This window comes from Rhizobium leucaenae USDA 9039 (genome assembly GCF_000426285.1).
GTDB lineage: Bacteria > Pseudomonadota > Alphaproteobacteria > Rhizobiales > Rhizobiaceae > Rhizobium > Rhizobium leucaenae.
Map to the genome: position 1 here is coordinate 305372 of NZ_AUFB01000005.1, position 20031 is coordinate 325402.

At 60.4% G+C, this 20031-nt stretch carries 17 protein-coding genes and 1 pseudogene; 2 read left to right on the top strand and 16 right to left on the bottom strand.

Annotated features, from left to right (window positions below; all coding sequences use genetic code 11):
• From ureG to urtA, 14 genes and pseudogenes are all read right to left on the bottom strand, one after another.
• Nucleotides 1-612, bottom strand: a complete 612-nt coding sequence (gene ureG / locus K290_RS0110540; RefSeq protein WP_028751893.1) for an urease accessory protein UreG — start codon at nt 610-612, stop codon at nt 1-3.
• A gap of 95 nt (nt 613-707) precedes the next feature.
• On the bottom strand, nt 708-1394 hold the full coding sequence (locus K290_RS0110545) for an urease accessory protein UreF (protein ID WP_028751894.1): 687 nt from the start codon (nt 1392-1394) through the stop codon (nt 708-710).
• Nucleotides 1395-1399: 5 nt separating this feature from the next.
• A complete protein-coding gene (gene ureE, locus K290_RS0110550) occupies nt 1400-1915 on the bottom strand; it encodes an urease accessory protein UreE (RefSeq protein WP_028751895.1) in 516 nt (171 codons plus the stop codon).
• 79 nt (nt 1916-1994) lie between these two features.
• Nucleotides 1995-2854, bottom strand: a pseudogene (locus K290_RS33995) (GGDEF domain-containing protein).
• Nucleotides 2855-3129: 275 nt separating this feature from the next.
• Nucleotides 3130-4842 carry an urease subunit alpha gene (ureC, locus tag K290_RS0110560; protein ID WP_028751896.1) on the bottom strand — a complete coding sequence of 571 codons (1713 nt, stop codon included), beginning with the start codon at nt 4840-4842 and terminating at the stop codon, nt 3130-3132.
• Between the two features lie 150 nt (nt 4843-4992).
• Nucleotides 4993-5430, bottom strand: a complete 438-nt coding sequence (locus K290_RS0110565) for a lysozyme inhibitor LprI family protein (protein WP_028751897.1) — start codon at nt 5428-5430, stop codon at nt 4993-4995.
• 21 nt (nt 5431-5451) lie between these two features.
• Nucleotides 5452-5757: an urease subunit beta gene (locus K290_RS0110570; RefSeq protein WP_028751898.1), complete on the bottom strand. Its 306-nt coding sequence runs from the start codon at nt 5755-5757 to the stop codon at nt 5452-5454.
• Between the two features lie 21 nt (nt 5758-5778).
• Nucleotides 5779-6081: an urease subunit gamma gene (locus K290_RS0110575; protein ID WP_028751899.1), complete on the bottom strand. Its 303-nt coding sequence runs from the start codon at nt 6079-6081 to the stop codon at nt 5779-5781.
• 31 nt (nt 6082-6112) lie between these two features.
• A complete protein-coding gene (locus tag K290_RS0110580) occupies nt 6113-6934 on the bottom strand; it encodes an urease accessory protein UreD (RefSeq protein ID WP_028751900.1) in 822 nt (273 codons plus the stop codon).
• Between the two features lie 163 nt (nt 6935-7097).
• On the bottom strand, nt 7098-7793 hold the full coding sequence (gene urtE / locus K290_RS0110585; protein WP_028751901.1) for an urea ABC transporter ATP-binding subunit UrtE: 696 nt from the start codon (nt 7791-7793) through the stop codon (nt 7098-7100).
• Between the two features lie 138 nt (nt 7794-7931).
• Nucleotides 7932-8687 carry an urea ABC transporter ATP-binding protein UrtD gene (gene urtD, locus K290_RS0110590; RefSeq protein WP_028751902.1) on the bottom strand — a complete coding sequence of 252 codons (756 nt, stop codon included), beginning with the start codon at nt 8685-8687 and terminating at the stop codon, nt 7932-7934.
• Between the two features lie 4 nt (nt 8688-8691).
• Nucleotides 8692-9861 carry an urea ABC transporter permease subunit UrtC gene (gene urtC, locus K290_RS0110595; protein WP_028751903.1) on the bottom strand — a complete coding sequence of 390 codons (1170 nt, stop codon included), beginning with the start codon at nt 9859-9861 and terminating at the stop codon, nt 8692-8694.
• A complete protein-coding gene (gene urtB, locus K290_RS0110600) occupies nt 9858-11483 on the bottom strand; it encodes an urea ABC transporter permease subunit UrtB (RefSeq protein WP_028751904.1) in 1626 nt (541 codons plus the stop codon). Before urtB ends, urtC begins: the two co-directional genes overlap by 4 nt.
• Nucleotides 11484-11552: 69 nt before the next feature.
• The gene (gene urtA / locus K290_RS0110605; RefSeq protein ID WP_028751905.1) at nt 11553-12842 is read right to left on the bottom strand and encodes an urea ABC transporter substrate-binding protein; all 1290 of its coding nucleotides are present in this window, start codon (nt 12840-12842) and stop codon (nt 11553-11555) included.
• 217 nt (nt 12843-13059) lie between these two features.
• Here urtA and K290_RS0110610 point away from each other — a divergent pair, with 217 nt between their 5' ends.
• Nucleotides 13060-16449, top strand: a complete 3390-nt coding sequence (locus tag K290_RS0110610) for a hybrid sensor histidine kinase/response regulator (protein WP_028751906.1) — start codon at nt 13060-13062, stop codon at nt 16447-16449.
• Nucleotides 16442-17368, top strand: coding sequence for a response regulator transcription factor (locus tag K290_RS0110615; protein WP_028751907.1), 927 nt, complete (start codon nt 16442-16444; stop codon nt 17366-17368). The genes K290_RS0110610 and K290_RS0110615 overlap by 8 nt, the downstream gene beginning before the upstream one ends.
• Nucleotides 17369-17613: 245 nt before the next feature.
• Here K290_RS0110615 and K290_RS0110620 read toward each other — a convergent pair whose 3' ends face one another.
• Together K290_RS0110620 and K290_RS0110625 are read right to left on the bottom strand one after the other, a co-directional pair.
• Entirely contained in the window at nt 17614-18585 is a 972-nt protein-coding gene (locus tag K290_RS0110620; RefSeq protein WP_028751908.1) for a 2-hydroxyacid dehydrogenase, read from the bottom strand.
• A gap of 151 nt (nt 18586-18736) precedes the next feature.
• Nucleotides 18737-19858, bottom strand: coding sequence for a branched-chain amino acid ABC transporter substrate-binding protein (locus tag K290_RS0110625; protein ID WP_028751909.1), 1122 nt, complete (start codon nt 19856-19858; stop codon nt 18737-18739).
• Nucleotides 19859-20031 lie beyond the last annotated feature (173 nt).

Here is a 20031-nt window from a genome sequence, read left to right on the forward strand (position 1 = left end):
TCAAAGGCCGCCCTGTTCCTTTAGGAAGTCGACGATCGTTCCAACGCCATCGCCGCGTTTCATGTCGGAGAACACGAAGGGGCGGGCCTGGCGCATGCGGGTCGCGTCGCGATCCATGACATCGAGATCGACCTCCACGAAGGGCGCGAGGTCCTTCTTGTTGATGACGAGAAGGTCGGATTTGGTGATGCCCGGACCGCCCTTGCGCGGAATTTCCTCGCCCTGGCAGACCGAGATCACATAGATCGTAATATCGGCGAGATCCGGAGAAAAAGTCGCCGCCAGATTATCGCCGCCGGATTCGATGAAGACGACGTCGAGATCGGGAAGCCGCTCGTTGAGGCCGGCAATGGCCTGCAGGTTGATCGTGGCATCTTCGCGAATGGCGGTATGTGGGCAGCCGCCGGTTTCGACACCGACGATGCGGTCCGACGTCAGCGCCTGCATGCGCACCAAAGCTTCAGCATCCTCGGTCGTGTAGATATCGTTGGTCACCACCGCGACGGAATAATCGTCACGCATTGCCTTGCAAAGCTTTTCGGTCAGCGCTGTCTTGCCAGAACCGACAGGCCCGCCGATACCGACGCGCAAAGGTCCATTTCTCGATTTCATGCTCGAAACTCCGATAAAAACATAGAATAGCGAGGCAGACGTGTCCCGCACAGCGGCGAATGACGTAGCTCAACCGCTATATTTGTTTGAGCTCTTCAGGATCGAAAGAGCCTCGTGCCCTGCGTCTCGTGACGAAGGCTCGCAATATCGGCCTGCACCGCCGCGGCACCGAGATCGTCGAGGCTCGATTGCGCAGCCCGCTTCGCGACCTCGGTGATGACATGTTCCAGCCCCGCCAGGATTGCGACGCCATCCTTCTGTCCGGTCACCCCGAGCCGAATTCCAGCCGACAGCATCTGCGATGCCACCGCATGCAGGAAGGCAGCGAGCGCCTTTTCCCGGGAGATGCCATGCGCGCCAGCCACGGCGCCGACCGCTACCGGATAAGCCACTTTCGCAGGCAGCATGGAAAAGACCGGATGCGGCCAGGCATTGGCGGCAGAGAGGAAGGCTTCGCCGAGCAGCATGGCTTCCTGATGGCGCTCCTTTGAACCGGCCAGTGCTTCGGCAAGCTCGGCCGCCTCAGCCAGTCGCGCCGCATCCTCTGCCGCGCCATGCGCTTCTGCAAGCAAGACGGCATCGTTCCAGACCGAGCCATGACGGATCAGCACCGCGATCCAATCCTTTAGGCTCGCGGTGTCCCGTACCAGGCCATCATGGACAGCACGTTCGAGACCGCCTGAATAGGCGAAGGAGCCGACGGGAAAAGCCGGCGACAGCCAGGCCATCAGCCGCAGGAGCGCCTGCAGATCGCCATTTTCAGCCGCTGAAATCCCGCCCATCACGCTCAGTCGTGCGAATGATCGTGATGATCATGCCCGTGATCGTGGTCATGATGACGCCCATGATCGTGGCTGTGCGAATGGCCGCCATGCGTATGATAAGCGCCACGAGCCGGCTGAAAGGCTTCGCTGACTTCCGTCACCGTTGCGCCAAGGCCTTCGAGCATGGAGCGGATGACGTGGTCGCGCAGGATGAGGATGCGGTCTTCCTCGATCTGCGCCGAAAGGTGCCGGTTGCCGAGGTGCCAGGCGAGCTCGATCAGATGCCGGCGGTCGCGTGGCTTGATCTCGAACAGCTTTTCCGCCGCCGCGACGATTTCGATCAATTCTCCGTCTTCGCGCACCAGCAGATCGCCATTGGCAAACAGCACCGGCTCCTTCAGATCGAGCATGACCATCTCGCCATTTTCAAGATGCAGCAGTTTGCGGCGCAGATGCCGAAGATCATGCGGCAGCACGACGCGATCGATCGGATTGGAGGATGGGGAGCCGGCCGGCAGATAGGAAGTGACGCGTAGCATGACATGTCCAATTCAAAGCTTTGTCAGAGCATGCAAAATAGCCGCTTTCCGCGCAAGGACCAGTGCCGGTTTCGCAGAGCTATATTCCATGGCCGTATCGATGCTGCTCCACACAATCGGGCATCGCTTCCTGCTCTTCCTCGGCCGGGGAACGATGCCAGACATGATTCAGCCATTCGCTTTCATGGACGACGCGATTGCGGCCAAGGGCCTTGGCGAGATACAGCGCCTTGTCCGCGGCGGCATAGACCACCTCTTTCCTGCGCTCCCCCCAAATATCGGCGATCCCGGCGGAAATAGTGATCTTCACTGCAGCACCTTCGACGGCGATGGCGTGGTCGGCAATCTGCGTTTTCACCCCCTCGATGCGCGCGATGCGTTCGGCCAGATCACGGCCATGGACGATGGCGCCGAACTCCTCGCCGCCGAGGCGGGCAATCACATCCCTGCCCTCGAAAATGCCGGAAAAGATCTGTGACACGGCGACGATGACGGCATCTCCCGAAGCGTGCCCATAGCGGTCATTGATCGTCTTGAAGCGGTCGACATCGAAGATGACTAGCGACGCGTCGTCTTGCGCCTCTTCCAACGCCTCGGTAAAGGCGCGACGGTTCAGCAGTCCCGACAACATGTCGGTGCGGCTTAGCCGTTCGAATTCGGCGCGCGAGACGCGAGCTTATGAATGGCGTAACCCGCCAGCAGCGCCAGTGCGCCAGAGACGGTACCGCCGATGAACCAGGCGAGCAGGACACAGAGCCGGATCGCGTCGAGGATCGGCAATGGCAAGAGACCAAGCCACTCGAGCACAGGCAGCATCACAAGAATGATGGCCACGGACAAGATGACCGCCAGAAAACTCATCTTTAGCGCGAAAATATATATCGTGCGACGCTGCTGAAAATTACCAAGTTCGGCCTGCAGCGAAATCCACCGTTTCATGCGAATCACCTTCCTCAGCCCACGAATTCGATGATGTGGGATAGGGGCGAAGGCTCTTCCAGGCCTTTAACGCGATCGTTAAAATGCCGGACACTTCTCAACTTATGAACTGTTAGAAATCGCCACCGAACCTCGTCTCACCTAAGGTGAGATTTCGATATAAACAACCGTCGGTGCAAGTCTCTGATTATGCTGCAATAGTTCGAAGAGCTTATGAAAAACCCCTGAATCCAGGGGTTTTGATGATCAATCGCGACGAAACGCGATACTTCCCATTAAAACAGGAAATAACGCTGCGCCATCGGCAGCACGGTTGCCGGTTCGCAGGTCAGAAGCTCGCCATCGGCACGCACTTCGTAAGTCTCCGGATCGACTTCGATATGCGGCGTCAGACTATTGTGGACCATCGATGCCTTGGAAATACCGCCGCGGGTATTCCTGACGGCAACGAGGTTCTTGGCGACGCCGAGCCTGCCGGCAAGACCGGCGTCGAGCGAGGCCTGCGACACGAAGGTGACCGAGGAATTTGTCAGGCTCTTGCCGAAAGAGGCGAACATCGGGCGGTAATGCACCGGCTGCGGCGTCGGGATCGAGGCGTTCGGATCGCCCATGGGAGCGGCCGCAATCGAGCCGCCGAGCAGAACCATGTCCGGCTTCACGCCGAAAAAGGCCGGATTCCAGATCACCAGGTCGGCGCGCTTGCCGACTTCGAGCGAACCGATCTCATGGCTGAGGCCATGGGCGATCGCCGGATTGATCGTGTATTTGGCGATATAGCGTTTGACGCGGAAATTGTCGTTGTCTCCGGTTTCCTGGGCAAGACGGCCGCGCTGGCGCTTCATCTTGTCGGCAGTCTGCCAGGTGCGGATCGCCACTTCGCCGACCCGGCCCATGGCCTGGCTGTCAGACGAAATGATCGAGAAGGCACCGATATCGTGAAGTATGTCTTCCGCGGCAATCGTCTCCCTGCGGATGCGGCTTTCGGCGAAAGCGATGTCTTCCGGGATCGATGGCGACAGGTGATGGCAGACCATCAACATGTCGAGATGTTCGGCAATCGTGTTAACCGTATAGGGGCGCGTTGGGTTGGTCGAAGATGGTATAACATTCGACTGTCCGCAGATCTTGATGATGTCAGGCGCATGGCCGCCGCCAGCCCCTTCGGTATGGAAAGCGTGGATGGTGCGGCCCTTGATGGCGCCGATCGTATCCTCGACGAAGCCGCTTTCATTCAACGTATCCGTGTGGATCATCACCTGCACATCATACGCATCGGCGACCGTCAGGCAGCAGTCGATGGCACCGGGCGTCGTCCCCCAATCTTCGTGCAGCTTCAGCGAGGTGGCGCCGGCAAGCACCATCTCCTCGAGCGCGCCGGGCAGCGAAGCATTGCCCTTGCCGGCAAAAGCGAGGTTCATCGGAAAGGCATCAGCAGCCTCGATCATGCGGGCAATATGCCAGGGGCCGGGCGTGCAGGTGGTGGCAAGGGTTCCGTGCGCCGGGCCGGTGCCGCCGCCGAGCATGGTCGTCAGCCCGCTCATCAGCGCCTCTTCGATCTGCTGCGGGCAGATGAAGTGGATATGGCTATCCATGCCGCCGGCCGTGACGATCTTGCCCTCGCCCGCGATTGCCTCCGTGCCCGGACCGACGATGATGTTGACGCCCGGCTGCATGTCCGGATTACCGGCTTTGCCGATGGCGACGATCCTGCCATCCTTGAGGCCGATATCAGCCTTGACGATTCCCCACGTATCGACGATCAGCGCGTTGGTGATGACGGTATCGACGGCACCGTTCGCCCGCGTCACCTGGCTCTGCCCCATGCCGTCGCGAATGACCTTGCCGCCGCCGAACTTCACCTCCTCGCCATAGGTGGTGAAATCCTTCTCCACCTCGATGAAAAGTTCCGTATCCGCAAGCCGCACCTTGTCGCCGGTGGTCGGCCCGAACATGTTGGCATAGGCGGCGCGGGAAATCTTATGGGGCATAAATCAAGCTCCTTGGGAGGAAAGAATAAGAGTCTTGTGGGCAATGCGTCTCAGGCGGCCAAGGGAAATGTAATGATCGACCAGCCGCTTCTCCGCCGCGAACGGATGGCCATCCCATCCCGTATGGCTGAAGCCGGTGATATCTGGCGCTCACTGCGCACCCTCCGGTCCATCGGCCAGTGCCTTCAGCTCCTTGGTCCGCTGCCGCGTCAACGTTGCCTTGCATCCGGAAACGAGCATAGGTTCCATCGACCCGCCCCGCGCCTCAAATCCTTCCGCCTCGCATTGGCCATCGCGATAATCGACCCAGGCGCGCTGCGCCTTGACCAATGCTTTTTCGGCACCCTTTAGGTCGGCATCGAGATCCGCATCGGCGGCAACCATTGCCGCGCGCGTCTTTTTATATTGTTCATTCAATGCCCTATCGGCCTTGTCGTAGTCCCGCTGGGAGCAGATGTTCATGTCCATCTGCGTCTGCGCATTGTTGCAATCGACCTTCGGCTGGTCCGGATCATTCTGCGCAAAGGCCGAACCGCATATCAAAACCGTCGCGACACATGCGCCGGACGCAAGCAATCTCAAAGACATGCCGTTTCTCCCCATAAGCCTTTAGAGTTTGCCCATGATCTGTTGGCGGAAGCCATAGACCTCGCGCTTGCCGGAGAGCGGGATTAGCGTCACCGAGCGCGTCTGGCCCGGCTCGAAACGCACTGCCGTTCCTGCAGGAATATCAAGACGCATGCCCTTGGCCCTGTCGCGGTCAAAGGCGAGACCGCCATTCGTCTCGGCAAAATGATAGTGGCTGCCGACCTGCACCGGGCGGTCGCCGGTGTTGGAGACCTCCAGCGTTATCGTCGGCGCGCCGGCGTTCAGTTCGATGTCGCCGCTCGCGGCCAGAATTTCACCCGGAATCATGATCTTTTCCTTTGCCGTCGTTCAGCGGATCGGCTCGTGCACGGTCACGAGCTTCGTCCCATCCGGAAACGTCGCCTCGACCTGCACGTCGTGAATCATCTCGGCAATCCCTTCCATCACCTGGTCGCGGCTGATGACATGGGCGCCGGCTTCCATCAGTTCGGCGACCGGGCGGCCGTCACGGGCGCCTTCGACAACGAAATCCGTGATCAGCGCGATGGCTTCCGGATGGTTGAGCTTGACGCCGCGCTCCAGCCGCCGCCGCGCCACCATTGCCGCCATGGAAATCAACAGCTTATCTTTTTCTCTCGGAGTGAGGTTCATCGCCTACCTATGTAATTGCTATTTGCTCGAACTACAGATTCCAGACCTTCGGCACTGGCGCTGCGTTGCGCAAGGCGGAAATGACCGGGATCAGGATTTTTCTGAGAGCAAAGCCGTCGGGTGCCGCGAGCCGCACCACCAGCTTGTCGCGCCACTGGCTAACGCCGCCCATGTGCCCCTCGATGAGCGGCCGCAGCTTGGCGAGATAGGTCTCCGCCCGCGGCCCGGCATAGAGCAGCGTCGCGAAAGCGACCTGGCCGCTCAGAACCGCATGCTCAGCCGTCAACGCTGCGACATCGCCCTCGAGCCTCAGTTCCTCGGCATGGATCAACCGCTCGGCGCAGCGGATGCGCCAGCGGTCGCGAAACAACCCCTGCGCCATCGCTTCGCCCATGGCTTTGCGGCCGAGCAGAATTGCCTCGACGGCCAGGAATTCGGCAGTCTCGTCGAGATCGACAGCGAGCCTGCGCGACAGCGAGGCGCGGTCGAACAGAATGGTTTCCTGCGGCAGCCAATCGACGCGTGCGCCAGCACCGACCTTGATGGACGTCACGACTTCGGCGGTGCCTGCGGATGCCTTGTAGATTTTCTCGCAGGCCTGCGTGGTCACATCGATGCGCGTGCCCGGCCCAGCGACGATGCTCCAATCCATCCGGTCGCCGCCGGTCAGGCCGCCGGCGGTGTTGATGATAACGGCTTCCATGGAATTATCGAACGTATCGGGCAGGCGGATCTTTGCCGCACCTTCCTGGAAAAGTTCGGAAAGGCGCGTGCGCCCATCAAGCGCCTTGGCCGCCAGATGGCCGCGCCCGCGCGCCCTCTGCGGTCTCGTGCTCGCCGCTGCCATCACCATTCCGTTTCTCCGCTCATCACACCAGGCCATCGCGGATCGTTGAAATCCACCGAAGAACAAAAACAAGCAATTCCCGTGCCTTGTGAAGTCGTCCGGAACATTGACCGGCGGCACTGATATCCGCCGCATTTTTCGCCAAATGATGAAAAGAACAGCAATGGCCTCACACCGTCAGATGTCGCCGAGCCTCGGGCGTATCCAGCGTCTCCGCCAGACCCTCATGGACGATTTCCCCACGATCCATGATATAGACGTAATCGGCAAGTTCGCGGCAGAAATCGAGATATTGTTCGACCAGCAGGATTGCCATGCCGGTGGAATCCCGGAGATAGCGGATCGCCCGCCCGATATCCTTGATGATCGACGGCTGGATACCCTCCGTAGGCTCATCCAGCACCAATATTTTCGGCCGCGTCACCATTGCCCGGCCGATCGCCAATTGCTGCTGCTGGCCGCCGGAAAGATCGCCGCCGCGGCGCGACAGCATGGATTTCAGCACCGGAAACAGATCGTAGATGTCCTCGGGAATGGTGCGGTCGCGGCGCGACACGGGAGCGAACCCCGTCTCCAGGTTCTCCTTGACCGTCAGCAGCGGAAAGATCTCGCGCCCTTGCGGCACATACCCGATCCCCTGCTTGGCGCGTGCAAAGGGCGCCAGGCCGTTCAGTGTCACCCCGTCGAAGGTAACCGAACCTGCTGACAGCGCATGCTGGCCGGTGACGGCGCGCAGCAGCGAACTTTTGCCGACGCCGTTGCGACCGAGCACGCAGGTGATCTTACCCATCTCCGCCTTGATGGAGATGCCGCGCAGAGCCTGAGCGGCGCCATAGTGCAGATTTGCGTTTTCGACTGTCAGCATCTCAATTCTCTTCCTTTTCCCAAAACCCCCTCACCCTAACCCTCTCCCTGAGGGGAGAGGGGACGATCCCCTTCTCCCCTCGGGGGGAAGGTGGCCGATAGGCCGATGAGGGGCTCTCTCCCCACGGCAATCCCTCACCTACCGCCCCAAATAATTCTCGATCACCTTCGGATCATTGCTGACGAAGTCGATCGAGCCTTCGGCCAATACCGAGCCTTCCGCAAGGCACGTCACCTTGACGCCAAGATCGCGGATGAAGCCCATGTCATGCTCGACCACCACCACGGACCGCGTCTTGGCGATTTCCTTCAGCAGCACCGCCGTCTCTGCCGTCTCCGCATCCGTCATGCCCGCTACCGGTTCATCGACCAAAAGCAGCTTTGGCTCCTGGGCGAGCAGCATGCCGATCTCCAGCCATTGCTTCTGCCCATGCGAAAGATTGGCCGCCAGCTCGTCGCGGCGGTGAGAGAGGCGCACGGTTTCCAGGATCTCATGAATGCGATCGCGATCTTCCGGCGTCAGGCGGTAGAAGAGCGTCGAGAAAACGCCGCGCTTGCGGTTGAGCGCCAATTCGAGATTGTCCCAGACCGTATGGCTTTCGAAAACCGTCGGTTTCTGGAATTTGCGGCCGATGCCGAGCTGGGCGATATCGGCTTCGTCCTTCTTGGTGAGATCGATCTGGCCATTGAAGAACACCTCGCCCTGGTCGGGCCGCGTCTTACCGGTGATGATATCCATCATCGTCGTCTTGCCGGCGCCATTCGGACCGATGATGGCGCGAAGTTCTCCGGGTTCGATGACGATCGACAGCGAATTCAGCGCCTTGAAGCCATCGAAGGAGACGGAGACGTTGTTGAGATAAAGCATGCTGTTGGGCTTGATGTCCGGGATCATGGCTTCACTCCGCCGCCTGGATGGTCGTCTTGCCGGCTTCGGTTTCGTCTTCCTCGGCATCAGGCTTCGCGCTGACCGGTTGGCGATCGCCACCGATATATTGCGCTATCGTGCCGACGATGCCCTTGGGCAGGAGCAACGTCACCGCAACGAAGAGGCCGCCGAGCGCGAAGAGCCAGAAATCGGGGAACAGGCCGGTGAAGATTGTCTTGCCGCCATTGACGAGAATGGCGCCGATGATCGGGCCGATCAGCGTCGCCCGGCCACCGACTGCCGTCCAGATGACCACTTCAATGGAATTCGCGGGCGCGAATTCGCCGGGATTGATGATGCCGATCTGCGGCACATAGAGGGCACCGGCAATGCCGGCCATCATCGCCGACACGACGAAGACGAAGAGCTTCATGTGTTCGACCCGGTAACCCAAGAAGCGCGTCCGGCTCTCCGCATCGCGCACGCCGACCAGCACTTTGCCGAATTTCGAGCGCACGATGGCCGAGGACAGCATCAGCGCCAGCGCCAGAAACAGCGCGGTGATGGCGAAGAGTACGGCGCGCGTGCCGTCGGCCTGGATATTGAAGCCGAGAATATCCTTGAAGTCGGTCAGACCGTTATTGCCGCCGAAACCCATGTCATTGCGGAAGAAGGCGAGCAGCAGTGCATAGGTCATCGCCTGCGTGATGATCGAAAGATAGACGCCGTTGACACGTGAGCGAAAAGCGAACCAGCCGAACACGAAGGCAAGTAGACCGGGAGCCACCAGCACCATGATCATGGCGAACCAGAAATGATCGAAGCCGTACCAGAACCACGGCAACTCCTTCCAGTTCAGGAAGACCATGAAGTCCGGCAGGATGGGATTGCCATAGGTGCCGCGCGAGCCGATCTGCCGCATCAGATACATGCCCATCGCATAGCCGCCGAGCGCAAAGAACGCGCCATGGCCGAGCGAGAGAATGCCGCAATAGCCCCAGACGAGATCGAGTGCCAAGGCAAGCAAAGCATAGGTCAGATACTTACCAAACAATGACATCAGATAGGTCGGCACATGCAGCGGGCTGGTGTCCGGCAGGGCCAGATTGGCGAGCGGCACGAACACTGCGACAACAAGCAGGATCGCGATGGCGATGCCGATGCGGCGGTCGAGCGAACGGAGGAGAAAGGCCGTGATCATGCTTCCACCGCCCTTCCCTTGAGGGCGAAGAGCCCGCGCGGACGTTTCTGAATAAAGAGGATAATGAGGACGAGAACCAGGATTTTGCCGAGCACCGCCCCCGCATAGGGCTCAAGGAACTTGTTGAGGATGCCGAGCGAGAAGGCACCGACCAGCGTTCCCCAGAGATTGCCGACGCCGCCGAAGACGACAACCATGAAACTGTCGATGATGTAGCTTTGGCCAAGGTTTGGCGAGACGTTGTCGATCTGCGAGAGCGCAACGCCTGCCATCCCCGCAATGCCCGACCCCAGGGCAAAGGTGAAAGCGTCCACCCAGGGCGTACGGATGCCCATGGACGACGCCATGCGCCTATTCTGCGTCACCGCCCGCATTTGCAGCCCGAAAGCCGAACGCTTCAGCAGCAACAGCAGGGCGACGAAGACGCCGAGCGCGAAAACGATGATCCAGAGGCGGTTCCAGGTGATGGAGAGATAGCCGAGATCGAAAGAACCGGACATCCAGGAAGGATTGCCGACCTCCTGATTGGTCGGCCCGAAGATCGAGCGCACGGCTTGCTGCAGGATCAGCGAAATGCCCCAGGTGGCGAGCAGCGTCTCCAGCGGCCGGCCATAGAGGAAACGGATGACGCCGCGCTCGATGACGAGGCCGACGGCACCGGTGACCAGAAACGCCACCGGCAAGGCGATCGCCAGCGACCAGTCGAAGAGTTCCGGATAGGAGCTGCGGATGACGCTCTGAACCATGAAGGTGGAATAGGCGCCGAGCATCACCATCTCGCCATGTGCCATGTTGATGATGCCCATGACGCCGAAAGTGATGGCAAGCCCGATAGCGGCAAGCAGCAGCACCGAGCCGAGCGAAAGGCCGTACCAGACGTTCTGCACCGCATCCCAGATCGCCAATTGGCTCTGGATGCCGGCGATGGCAGCCGCGACATCGGGCTTCAGGCTGTCGTCGACGGTAACCGAGGAGAGAATGCCGATGGCGTCACGTCCGCCTTCGTTCTTGATCGTCTCGATCGCCGCCTTCTTCTGCTCCGGCGAGCGATCGGAGCCGAGCACGGCCACCGCGCGCGCCCTCTCGAGCACGCCGCGAATTTCGCCGTCCTTTTCGTTCTTTAACGCCGCCTCCAATGCCTCCAGCGAATCCGCGCTTGGCGATTTCAATACGGATTGCGCCGCCTCCAATCGAACGCCACGATCCGGGCTCATCAGCGTCAGGCCGCCGAGCGCCGCGCGGACCGAGCGACGAAGATTGTTGTTGATCTTGATCTTGCTAAGATTGCCCTTGGCTTCCTGGCCCACCGCCTGCCCGGTCAACGGGTCGACCAGGGCCATGACGTCACCGGACGATTTGGCAATGAAGACCTGATTGTCGGATTTGCGAACATAAAGATCGCCATCCGAAAAGGCCTGCAGCGCCGGCACCACCTTAGGATCACCGGTCTTGGCGAGGTTCTTCACGATCTCGTCGGCCTGCTGGAAGTTCGCCGGCCCCAGCGCGTTGATAAGACTATGCGCGTCCTCCTGGGCACGCAGCGTCGTCGCCGTCAGCGCTAGCATCAGGCAAAAGCCGGCGGCAAGCGCCACAGCCATGTGGTAAACGAATTTGTCGAACATCGCGCTTGTCCCCTCATGCTGCCGCGGGCAGAGAAGCCTGCCCGCGGCGATCGCACACTAAAGCTGAACTCAGGAACCCTTGCCGCCGCACTTGCCGGTGGAGACGTTGAAGTTGCCGCAGTTAAGCGGCATGCGCCAATCCGAGATCAGATCCTTGCTATCAGGCAGGTAGTCCGACCATTCCTTGCCGACCACTGCAGGGGTTTGCGAAACAACGTCGAACTGGCCGTTTTCCTGCACCTCGCCGATCAGCACCGGCTTGGTGATGTAGTGGTTCGGCATCATCGTGGCGTAGCCGCCGGTAAGGTTCGGCACCGAAACGCCGACGAGCGCGTCGATCACCTTGTCCGGATCGGTCGTACCGGCTTTTTCGACAGCTTTCACCCACATGTTGAAGCCGATATAGGCAGCTTCCATCGGGTCGTTGGTAACCCGCTTGTCGTTCTTGGTATAGGCGTGCCATTCCTTGATGAATTCGGCATTGGCAGGCGTGTCGACGGACTGGAAGTAGTTCCAGGCAGCGAGATGGCCGACCAGCGGCTTGGTGTCGACACCGGCAAGCTCTTCTTCGCCGACGGAAAAGGCGACGACCGGAATGTCTTCCGCCTTGACGCCCTGGTTGCCGAGCTCCTTATAGAAGGGAACATTGGCGTCGCCATTGATGGTGGAGACGACGGCGGTCTTCTTGCCGGCCGAGCCGAAGGCCTTGATCTTCGAGACTTCCGTCTGCCAGTCGGAGAAGCCGAACGGCGTATAGTTGATAATGATGTCTTCGTCCTTGACGCCCTTGGACTTCAGGTAGGCCTCGAGGATCTTGTTGGTCGTGCGCGGATAGACATAGTCGGTGCCTTCGAGCACCCAGCGCTGCACGCCTTCATTCTGCATCAGGTAATCGACCGCGGGGATCGCCTGCTGGTTCGGGGCAGCGCCGGTATAGAACACGTTACGCTCGGACTCTTCACCCTCGAACTGCACGGGGTAGAACAGGATCGAGTCCAATTCCTTGAACACCGGCAGGACCGACTTGCGCGATACCGAGGTCCAGCAACCGAACACGGCGGAAACCTTGTCCTTCTGGATCAGTTCGCGGGCCTTTTCGGCAAAGAGCGGCCAGTCGGAAGCCGGATCGACGACGACGGGCTCCAGCTTCTTGCCGAGAACGCCACCCTTCTTGTTCTGCTCGTCGATGAGCATCAGCATGGCATCCTTCAGCGTCGTTTCCGAAATCGCCATGGTGCCCGAAAGTGAGTGGAGAACGCCGACCTTGATAGTGTCATCGGCAGCAAAAGCTCCATGGAATGCGGTCGTCGACATGATGGCGCCCAGAAGCGCGCCGGAGACGAGAGTCTTCAGTTTCATGTGTAGTTCCCCTCTTTGTGTCTGCTGCAACGGCCCGTAAACAAAGATTAACCGTTGCCTGGCCGCGACTATCCGGCAGCACCTGGGGATTCCACATACGTAATATGACGTAGGAAACGGGGCGAAATGTGCAGCATATTAGCGGCCCATGCACTTAAGGGCCGCTGCATTCCGTGTTACGACGTCGATTAGATTTGAAGACTGCTGAAGGGTGGGCATGGCGGCGCGGCAACGCATCATTCCGGTGAGACGCGAATATAACCGCTGGGTCGCGAACCAGACGCTGGAAGACTATGCGCTGCGCTTTACCGCCAAAAGCGCCCGGCAATTTTCCTCGCAGCGCATCTCGCAGACGGCAATCGGCGCCATCTCCTTTCTGGCGCTGGAAGCGATCGGCGGCGCCATCACGCTCTCCTACGGCACGACCAACGCCTTCTATGCCATCATCGTCGCGAGCATCGCCATGCTCGCGATCGGCCTGCCGATCAGCCGCTACGCCATCCGCCACGGCGTCGATATCGACTTGCTGACGCGCGGTGCGAGCTTCGGCTATATCGGCTCGACCATCACCTCGCTGATCTATGCCAGCTTCACCTTCATGCTGTTTGCCATCGAGGCGTCCATCATGTCGGGAGCGCTGGAGCTGACGCTTGGGATACCCTTGTGGATCGGCTATATCGTCAGCGCCGTCATGGTCATTCCGCTGGTGACGCATGGCGTCCGTCTGATCAGCCGGTTTCAGCTTCTGACGCAGCCGTTCTGGATCGTCCTCAATATCCTGCCCTTCATCTTCATTGCCTTGTCCGATTGGGGGAAGTTCGACCTCTGGCGTGCTTTCGCCGGCATCCATCATACGGCAGGCGCGTCCGGAACCGCGGCTCCCTTCGATCTCGTAGAATTCGGCGCGGCTTCCGCCGTGATCCTGGCACTGATGTCGCAGATCGGCGAACAGGCCGACTTTCTGCGCTTCCTGCCGCCGGAAGGCCGCCGCAAATGGCGGCATCACCTGGTGATCTTCCTCGCCGGTCCCGGCTGGGTGATCATCGGCGCACTGAAGCTGCTGGCCGGCTCCTTCCTCGTCGTACTGACGTTGAGTTCCGGTATTCCCGCCGATCGCGCCGCCGATCCGGCGCAGATGTATCTCACCGCCTTCGGCTATATGATCCCTTGGCACAATGCCGCGCTGCTGTTGATGGCCGCCTTCGTCGTGGTCTCGCAACTCAAGATCAATGTGATGAACGCCTATGCCGGCTCGCTGGCCTGGTCGAATTTCTTCTCGCGGCTGACCCACAGCCATCCCGGACGCGTGATCTGGCTGGTCTTCAATGTCGCCATCGCCCTGCTGCTCATGGAACTCGGCATCTATAAGCTGCTGGAGGAAACCCTCGGCATCTTTTCGATCGTCGCCATGGCTTGGCTCTGCACCATCTCCGCCGATCTGTTCATCAACAAGCCGCTCGGCCTTGCCCCTCCCGGCATCGAGTTCAAGCGCGCCCATCTCTACGACATCAATCCTGTCGGCTTAGGCGCCATGGCGCTCTCGGCGACGGTTGCCCTCATCGCCCATTTCGGCGTTCTCGGCGCGGTTGCCGCCTCGCTCGCTCCCTACATCACCTTGGTCATTGCCTTCATCGCCTCGCCCACGCTCGCCTGGGTAACCAAGGGCAAATTCTATCTCGCCCGCAAGCCGCGCCAAAGCTGGAAGCGCCTGTCCACCATCACCTGCTCGGTCTGCGAACATCCTTTCGAGCCGGAGGACATGGCCTGGTGCCCGGCCTATGCCGCGCCGATCTGCTCGCTCTGCTGCTCGCTGGACAGCCGCTGCCATGACATGTGCAAGCCGAAGGCTCGGCTCAACGCACAGGTCGGCACCGTCGCTAAGACCCTGCTGCCGGAGACCGTCGTCGCCAAACTCGCAACCCGTCTCGGCCGCTATGGTATTGCCGTCGCGGTGGCGCTGACGGCTGTGGGCGCCATCCTGGCGATGATCGCGCATCAGGTCGGCTCTGCTTCGCCGGAGACGTCCGCGGTGGTCGACCGCACCATCCTGATCGTCTTCTTCGTCTTCGCCGTCATTGCCGGCGTTGTCTGCTGGTTCTATGTGCTCGCCCATGACAGCCGCGTCGTCGCCGAGGAGGAATCTTCGCGCCAGAACACCCTGCTGCTCAAGGAAATCGCAGCGCATAAGAAGACGGACGCGGCTTTGCAGAGCGCCAAGGAAGCGGCCGAAGCCGCCAACCGCGCCAAGAGCCGCTACGTCGTCGGCTTGAGCCATGAATTGCGCACGCCACTCAATGCGGTGCTCGGTTACGCCCAGATCCTTGAGCGCGATGAGACCATCCCGGCGCCGCGACAATCATCATTGAAGGTCATCCGCCGCAGCGCCGAACATCTCTCTGGTCTGATCGACGGGCTATTGGATATTTCCAAGATCGAGGCCGGCCGGCTACAGGTTTATTCCAACGAGATCAACATCCAGGATTTTCTCGACCAGATCGTCGATATGTTCCGCCCGCAGGCGCAGGCCAAGGGTCTCGCTTTCATCCATGAGCGATCTCCCGCCCTGCCCGATTATGTCCGCACCGACGAAAAGCGACTGCGCCAGATCCTCGTCAATCTGCTTTCCAACGCCATCAAATTCACGGATACGGGGAGCGTGCGCTTCGAGGTCGGCTATCGCAGCCAAGTCGCGAGCTTCACCATCGCCGATACCGGCCGCGGCATCGCCGAGAAGGACCTCACCCGCATCTACGAGCCCTTTCAGCGCGGCGAAGCCGACAGCGTCCGCCCTATGCCGGGCCTCGGCCTCGGGCTGACCATTACCCGACTGCTCACCAATACACTCGGCGGCGAAATCTCTGTCGTCAGCGAAAAGGACAAGGGCTCGACTTTCAAGGTGCGCCTTATGCTGTCGGCGGTAATCCGGCCGATGAAGCCGCCGGCGCAGGAACAGCGGATCGTCAGCTATGAAGGCCCGCGCCGCACTATCGTGGTCGTCGACGACAATGAGGATCACCGCGAGCTAATGCGCGAAGTGCTGTCTCCACTCGATTTCATCGTGCTGACGGCCACCGGCGGACCGGACTGCCTGACGCTGATCGAGGGCATCAAACCGGATCTTTTCCTGGTCGACATCTCCATGCCGGGCATGAACGGCTGGCAACTGGTCTCGCGGCTGAGGGAGAACGGCCAGATGGCGCCGATCCTGATGCTGTCGGCAAATATCGGCGATGGCGCCGCCGCCAAGGACAGCGACGACAGCCACAACGACGCTATCGCCAAGCCGATCGATATCCGCCAACTTCGCGACAAGCTCGCGCTTCATCTTGGCTTGAAGTGGATTTATGCTGACGGTTCCGCGCCGGTCTTGCCAAAACCCGCGCCACCGATGAAAAGCCCGGGGATAGAGCATGTGCGCGAGTTGATGCGGCTTGGCGAGATCGGCTACGTCAGAGGCATTGAGGCGAAGCTCGCGGACCTTGCCAAACTGACTGAAAATCAACCCTTCACCGACGCTCTCAGCACCTATGTCCAAGCCTTCGACCTCGGCGGCTTCCTGGATTTCCTGCATAAATTCCACAATGAAAAGGTAGAACCGATTGGCTGAGCCCGCCCTTCCCCGCGATATAGTCTTGCTCGTGGACGATTCGCCGGAGGCGCTCGGATTCCTGACTGACGCCCTGGAGCAGTCGGGCTTTTCCGTGCTGATCGCCACGTCGGGACAGGCGGCACTGAACATCGTCGAACGCATCACGCCGGACCTGATTTTGCTCGATGCCGTGATGCCGTCCATGGACGGTTTCGAGACCTGCCGGCGGCTGAAGGCCAATGCCGGCATCGCCCAGGTACCGGTGGTCTTCATGACCGGACTGACCGAAACCGAGCATGTCGTGCATGCGCTGGAATCCGGCGGCGTCGACTACCTCACTAAGCCGATCAACGTCGACGAACTGCGCGCCCGCATCCGCGTCCATCTGCGCAATGCCCGCTCTGCCCAAAGCGCCAGGGTCGCGCTCGACGCCGCCGGCCGGCACCTTCTGGCGGTCAAAGGCGATGGCGCGATCCACTGGTCGACACCGCAAGCGACGCGCCTTGTCAATGCCGCCACCGGCAGCGACGACGGCCTCGATCTCGTGGCGAAACACATCGCCGCCTTCATGCGCGAGCGAGAACGGCTAAGCTTGGGGCGCGGCGACAACCCATTTTCCATCAACAACGGCAGTCAGGCCGCTCTGCAGCTCGCCTTCCTCGGCGCGATCGGCCCCGACGAATATCTCTTTCGCTTGACCGCCACCAGCCAGCGCGCCGACGACGGCGTGCTGCGCCAGCATTTCGCGCTCACCCAGCGCGAATCCGAAGTGCTGCTTTGGATCGCCAAGGGCAAATCGAACCGCGATATCGGCGAGATCCTGGGCCTTTCCGCTCGGACGGTGAACAAACATCTGGAGCAGATCTATGTGAAGCTCGGGGTTGAGAACCGGGCTTCTGCAGCGGTGAAGGCAGCGCATGTGCTGCATGAGATGTGACGACAATTCATCCCCTCGCCCGCTTGCGGGGAAAGGGCTAATTTAGGTAAGGGGCCAGGCAGATAATCTCGGCAACGATGCCTCTCCTGGCCTTCCGGTAAGATAAACGGCATTGCTGCATCGCGATGTCGGCGCTCTATTTGCGAACTTCCCTCTCGAAAAGCCCCTCATCGACCGATCGCCATGTCGCTGTGCTCAACGGCCCTCGGCCACCTTCTCCCGGCCGCATTGCGGGGCGAAGGAGTCTAGACGACCCGATCCGGCGGCTCTCGGCCTTCGAAAAATGCTGTGACATTGTCCACCACCTTCATTCCCATCGCCGTGCGCGTCTCTTCGGTCGCACTGCCGAGATGCGGTAGCAGCACGACGTTCTCCATTGTCTTCAGCCTCTCCGGCACATTCGGCTCCGCTTCGTAAACATCAAGACCCGCGCCGCGGATCGTGCCTTGCTCCAGCGCCGAGATCAGCGCCGTCTCGTCGACGACGTCACCCCTTGCCGTATTGATCAGAAAGGCACCAGGTTTCATCGCAGCGAAACGGGCTGCATTCATCAAATGACGGTTCTCCTCGCCGCCAGGGCAATGCAGAGAAACGAAATCGGAAGCCGCGAGCACATCCTCCACCCTCTGCAATTGGACGGCGCCGTAGCGCGATGCTTCCATCGGATCGATGGCGGAGCGATTGTAGAAGACGACATCCATGCCGAAGCCAAAATGGCAGCGCTGCGCGAACGCGCGGCCGATGCGACCGAAGCCGATGATGCCGACGGTTTTTCCGGTTACCTTGGTGCCGACGAGATGTGTCGGGCGCCAGCCGGTCCAAGCGCCGGCCCTTAATTCGCGCTCGCCTTCGCCGCCGCGGCGGGCGACGGAAAGAAGGAGCAACATGGCGATATCGGCCGTGCAATCGGTCAACACACCGGGCGTGTTGGTGACGACGATGCCCTTCTCCTTGGTGGCCGCGATGTCGATGTGATTAAAGCCGACGCCGAAATTGCCGAGGATTTTTGTCCTGATGGCATCGCCTTCGAAAAGCGAAGCCGGAAGCTTGTCGGAGACAGTCGGCAGCACCGCATCATAAGACCGCAGGGCCTCGCGCAACTGCCCGGCATCAAGTGCGATGTCATCCGAATTGAACGTCGCGTCGAAGCGCTCGGAAAGGATGGCCTCCACTGCGGCCGGCCAGCGCCGGGTAACAAGAATACGGGGTCTGGTCATGCTGCATCTTCCTCCTGCCTAAAGATGGCTTCAGACTTAAAGCACGACCGCCGCAAAGGGAATGCCGTTCCCGCGGGCTGAACGCAAAGAAGCCCGGTCGATGACCGGGCTTCCAGATCGAGCGCATGCCGGAAACCGGCGCTGCGGGTGATTACTTTTCGATTTCGGCGTAGTTGTACTTGCCGTCCGAACCCTTGGACCACTTGTACATCACGTAATCCGGACGGGTGATGTCGCCCTTTTCGTTGAAGCCGAGTTCGCCGATGGCGGTCTTGTAGGGACCCTTTGCCTTCAGCGCGTCGGCAACAGCCATCGGATCGCTGGAGCCGGCAGCCTTTGCGGCGTCGGCGATGACCTGCATGGCAGCATACGCATAGAGCGTGTAGCCTTCCGGCTCATAGCCGGCAGCGCGGAACTTGGCGACCAGATCCTTGGAAGCCGGGTTCTTGCGCGGATCCGGAGCGAAGGTCATCAGCGTGCCGTTGACGGCGTCGCCGGCGATCGAAGCAAGCTCGTTCGAGACGATACCGTCACCAGACATGAAGTGAGCCTTGACGCCCTGGTCGGCCATCTGGCGCATGATCAGGCCGGCTTCGGTGTGCAGACCGCCGTAGTAGACGAAGTCTACGCCGGCTTCCTTCATCTTGGCGATGAGGGCCGAGTAGTCCTTGTCGCCGGGAGTGATGCCTTCGTAGAGAACTTCCTTCATGCCATCGGCATTGAGGTTCTTCTTGGTCTCGTCGGCAAGGCCCTGGCCATAGGGGGTCTTGTCGTGAACGATGGCAACCTTGGCGCCCTTGAAGTTGTCGGAAATGTACTTGCCGGCGACTGCGCCCTGCTGGTCGTCACGGCCGCAGGTACGGAAGGTGTTCCACAGACCGCGTTCGGTGAACACCGGGTTGGTGGAAGCCGGGGTGATCTGAAGGATGCCGTTTTCGGCATAGACTTCGGAAGCCGGGATGGAAACGCCCGAGTTGAAGTGGCCGACAACGAACTTGACGCCGTCAGCGACGAACTTGTTGGCGACCGAAACGCCCTGCTTGGCGTCGGAAACGTCGTCGCCGAGTTCGAGCTTGATCTTTTCACCGTTGATGCCACCGGCAGCGTTGATGTCGGCCACGGCCTGCTCGGCGCCCTTCTGGAGCTGAGCGCCGAAGGCAGCATTTGCACCCGTCAGAGGGCCTGCAACGCCAATGATGATGTCAGCCTTCGCAACGCCGCTGAACGCGATCATCGCCGACAGAGCCACGGCCGACAGAAGATACTTCTTCATATTGTTACTCCCAATTTTTTGAGCGGGTTCCGTTTGATTTGCCCTGCGCAATACCCACCAATCATCGCGCCGGTAAACTTGCATTTCGAAGTCTGGAGGACATGATTCCGAAAAGTGTCGAGCGGTTTTCGGACAGGATCAAACCCACCTTGTATTCAGACTGAGCCTAGTTT